Source organism: Wolbachia endosymbiont of Mansonella perstans (assembly GCF_020278605.1).
In the GTDB taxonomy this organism is placed as follows: Bacteria; Pseudomonadota; Alphaproteobacteria; order Rickettsiales; family Anaplasmataceae; genus Wolbachia.
This window is the reverse complement of record NZ_JACZHU010000039.1, coordinates 4906-9270: the sequence shown is the minus strand read 5'-3', so window position 1 is coordinate 9270 and position 4365 is coordinate 4906. Positions and strand designations below refer to the sequence as shown.

The 4365-nt window shown below is 35.6% G+C and carries 4 protein-coding genes; 2 read left to right on the top strand and 2 right to left on the bottom strand.

The features are described 5' to 3' along the window. The first annotated feature begins 374 nt into the window (after positions 1–374). Positions 375–638, top strand: a complete 264-nt coding sequence (locus tag IHO13_RS03050; protein ID WP_225538221.1) for a hypothetical protein — start codon at positions 375–377, stop codon at positions 636–638. Continuing rightward, positions 622–822: a hypothetical protein gene (locus IHO13_RS03045; protein WP_225538220.1), complete on the top strand. Its 201-nt coding sequence runs from the start codon at positions 622–624 to the stop codon at positions 820–822. The genes IHO13_RS03050 and IHO13_RS03045 overlap by 17 nt, the downstream gene beginning before the upstream one ends. Before the next feature lie 797 nt (positions 823–1619). Here IHO13_RS03045 and IHO13_RS03040 read toward each other — a convergent pair. Beyond that, positions 1620–1979: an ankyrin repeat domain-containing protein gene (locus IHO13_RS03040; RefSeq protein WP_225538219.1), complete on the bottom strand. Its 360-nt coding sequence runs from the start codon at positions 1977–1979 to the stop codon at positions 1620–1622. Positions 1980–2074: 95 nt separating this feature from the next. Further along, positions 2075–4365: type I DNA topoisomerase (topA, locus tag IHO13_RS03035; RefSeq protein WP_225538218.1), on the bottom strand; the 2291-nt coding region annotated here is incomplete at its 5' end.

The window sequence follows — 4365 nt, the reverse complement described above, 5'->3', positions numbered from 1 at the left end:
ATTTGGCAAATTTCTAAAATATTTATTGATAAAGCAGCATCATGGATCCCAGTGTCAGCTACTTGGATGATATCCTCGAGATAGGCTTAAACTACAATGTTCGTATAGCTGCGTGTAACTACTTGTATGACATCACTTTTGCTTTAATATTTACCACTCTCCTTATATGTTAAGAACAAGTCTCTATAAATATCAAAATAGTGATATTAAAGACACACAGGGAATAGGAACCTTCACGCCCCTTGATTATAAGAATCGTTGTTCAACAAGGTTCTCTTCTCTAGTTTACTGAAAGTTCCGAACAACTGATTGAGCTTTTAGGCTCATATATAAGACTGGAAAATGCAGCATTACATGTTATTTATGGAGGAATTATGAATTCATCAAATATCATTGCTGGCATCGATGTTAGCAAAACTAAATTAGATATGCACATTCACTCACTTGAGCATTATAAAATATTTGAAAACAATATACAATCCATTGATGAGATACTGGGCTTTTTACAGTTACACAATGTAACCAAAGTTAGTCTTGAGGCAACTGGTGAATACGAAAAATTATGTGCTTATACTTTACTAAGCAATGGTTTTGAGGTGTTACGTCATTCAACCAAGGTGGGTGAGAGACTATGCTAAAAGCCTTGGTATTACTACAAAAACTGATAAAATAGACTGCAGTATCATTTCACGTTATATCAATAACGCAGATGTGCGTGTTACTCCTTTAACAGTTGGTAATATTGATTGCTTGAAACAAAAATTATCTCTTAGAAACCAATTTGTAGAAATAGCAAAAATACAAAAAACCCAAATTCAATAGGTAACTGATATATACATAATCAAGCAGATACAGGAGCTTCTTGTAATTTTACGTAATCAAATTAAGGCTTTAGAGAATGAGATGATTACATTTATCGATCAAAACCAAGAGCTTAAAAGAAAATATATATCAATAACTAGCATACCAGGTGTAAGTAAAATCACAGCCATTACTTTGATTTGCTATTTGCCCGAACTTGGAACCCTTCAAGGAAAGCAAATACCTAGCCTTGCAGGACTCGGCACCTTTTAATCGAGACAGTGGTTTCAGTAAAGGAAAGAGATGTATTCAGGGCAGTAGATCACAAGTTAGGATGGTTTTATATATGTATATTCTCAATGCACAAAAATAATTCTTACATCAAACCTTTCTTTACTAGATTATATAATCAACATAAAGAACCATATAAGATTGCTTCCACTGCTGCCATGAGAAAATTACTTATCCTTGCTAACTCTTTGGTCAGAGATGATAGCCTAGAAATATGTCTGTTTTATTTAAGCTAATTCATAGCAGAGCTAATGTAGCTATGTATTTACACAGTCCACAGCTACATTGTAGCTATTCAGTAGTTGTGTTAAAGTCAATAGAAAAATTGATGTAGCCGTAAATAGGTACTTAAAATTTTGTATAGGCGTATTTATTCACAACTAGGCTGTTACCATATAGAAGCAGTCTTGGACTATATTTCTAAGCTATCATCTCTGACCAAAGAGTTAGCAAGGATAAGTAATTTTCTCATGGCAGCAGTGGAAGCAATCTTATTATGGTTCTTTATGTTGATTATATAATAAAGATCATCCTTCACAAAAAGCGGGAAGAAAGGCTAAAAGACAGCTGACCATAACATTGGAAAGGCATCTAGCTGGTGGGCCTCTCAATAAATCAATTATTTCCTTATTCTCAGCGAAAGAAAGAGGTTTTTTACCATTATTGTCTTTTATATTAGTTTTAGCTTCTGCTTTGAGAAGAAGTTCAACCATATCAGTATCGTTGAAATAAGCAGCATAATGTAAAGCAGTTCTTTCCATATTGTCTTTGGCATTAATGTCTGCATGCTTGCCTATTAGACGCTCGTAGCCTATTGGTCCAACTTCATTATTACGATACTCCTTTAAAATTTTATATAAATCATAACCTCTAATACCATTAGACATAATTTTACCTTAATATACACTAACAATTGACAAGTGTTTTTATAAAGCTCAACATATCGCATTTACAGAAGAGTTGCAAGATACCTTTTAAGCATTTATTTTTTATTCTTAATTAATTCTAAAGCTTTTTTCAGGTCTATACTCTCAATATCTGCATTTTTGCCCAGGGCGACATTTGTTTTACCGAATTTTATATAAAATCCATATTTACCGTTGCAGATGAAAACTTCTTTTCCCTTGTCATTAAAACCGAGGGATTTTAGCTTTTTACGTGGGCTTTTTGCAATAATTTGCACAGCTTCATCTAATTGCGTGTCCAATATCTCCTTGGAGCTTTTCTTAAGAGAAAAGTATCTACCATCATAGAAAATATAATACCCAAATCTTCCAAGGCCTATTTTTACTTCCTTCCCGGTTTCTGGGTGTTTTCCGATCACTTTCGGCAAGGAAAGTAACTGAGTAGCGGTATTCAGATCAATATCATTAACATTCATATCTTTTGGTACGGAAACCGTTTTTTTCTTTTGCAACTTGTTGTTGAACTCCAGATAAAGTCCAAAAGGGCCTTTTTTGATCATCACCTCATGCCCTGTCACATCGTCTATACCCAAACTTTTTGGGTATTCCGAGTTGTCATTACTGCCTGTAATTTCTTTTGTATGGTTGCATGTGGGGTAGTTAGAACATCCAAGAAACACTCCGGCTTTTCCAAAGTTCAATTTCAATATGCCATCAGAACAATTAGGACATTTTTTGCCTATTTCTTCCTTTCCTTCTTCTGAACAAAACCAATCAACTACCAAACTGTGGATACCACTAAAAATCTCATCATGCGTCATTTGCTTAACAGAGTTTACAAGATTAAAAAACGGCACCCAAAAATAGCCTAGTTCTTTTTTCCAATCCGCACGTCCATTTGAGATTAAATCAAGCTTTTCTTCCATTTGTGCTGTGAAATTATACTCTATACAACGCTGAAAAAAGGTTTCTAGAAATATGGTAACGATCTTACCGCGGCTGCTTGGAATAAATCTTTTATTATCCAGTGTAACGTACCCACGGTCTTGCAATACTGAAATAATTGCTGCATAAGTTGATGGACGGCCTATGCCAATCTCCTCCATTTTTTTTACAATGCTTGCTTCACCATAACGTGGTGGCGGTTGAGTAAAATGCTGTTTTGGATCAACAGAAATCAATTTGCACGCTTCACCTTTTTTCATGACAGGCAGCATGCCTTCATCTTCATCATCTGCGTTATCTCTATAAACTTTATAGAACCCATCAAAAAATATGTTCGACCCACTTGTTCGTAGAATTACCTTCTGATCAGTAGAACTAATTTCAACCATTACTTGATCGAGGATCGCTGATTCCATCTGACTTGCAATGGTTCTTTCCCAAATCAGATCATACAATTTAAATTGTTCTGGCGTTAAATAGTCCTTGATACTATCTGGCGTTCTATTTATATCAGTTGGACGAATCGCTTCATGCGCTTCTTGAGCGTTTTTAACCTTTTTTACATATTGACGAGGAGACTTTGGTAAATATTTATCACCATATAATGATTTAATCGACTCTCTGATTGAGTTTATAGCTTCATCCGCAATATAAAACCCATCTGTACGCATGTAAGTTATCAAACCGACAGTTTCACTACCAATATCGATACCTTCATATAGGTTTTGCGCTATGCACATAACATTTTTTACATTAAAGTAAAGCTTATTCACTGCATCTTGTTGAAGACTTGAAGTAATAAATGGGGGAAGCGGGTTTCTCTTGACTTGCTTGCGTTCTACTGTGCTTACAGCATATTGCCTTGACTCGATCTCCGCAACTAAGTTCCTTGCTTCCTCTTCATTCTTAATATCAAATTTTTCTAGCTTTTTATTGTCATAGTGGCTGAGCACAGCAAGAAACGTCTCGTCTTTGCTATTTTGCATTTCTGCCCTTATGCTCCAATACTCCTGTGTTATAAATTTACTGATTTCATCTTCCCGCTCGCATATGAGCTTCAGTGCAACAGATTGCACCCGCCCTGCAGATTTGCTTCCTGACAATTTTGTCCATAAGAGTGGCGACAAATTAAATCCGACCAGGTAATCTAAAGCTCTGCGTGCTTGTTGCGCGCGCACTAAGTCCATGTTTATTTCGCTTGGATTCTTTATCGCTTCTTGCACTGCCTTTTTTGTTATCTCATTAAAGACTACTCTATAAATGTGGCTTTTATCACTGATTGCCTTTCTTTCCTTTAGTGCCTCTACCACATTCCAAGCTATTGCTTCTCCTTCCCTATCTGGATCTGTTGCAAGGTATATGTCTGATGTTTTACTTGCTTCTTTTGCCAACTCTTTCACATACTTCTCTGCTTTTTCAATAA

What these genes read in the sequence shown, in the direction of transcription:
- IHO13_RS03050 (WP_225538221.1), top strand. Translation starts at nt 375, where the DNA reads ATGAATTCATCAAATATCATTGCTGGCATCGATGTTAGCAAAACTAAA.
- IHO13_RS03040 (WP_225538219.1), bottom strand. Translation starts at nt 1,979, where the DNA reads ATGTCTAATGGTATTAGAGGTTATGATTTATATAAAATTTTAAAGGAG.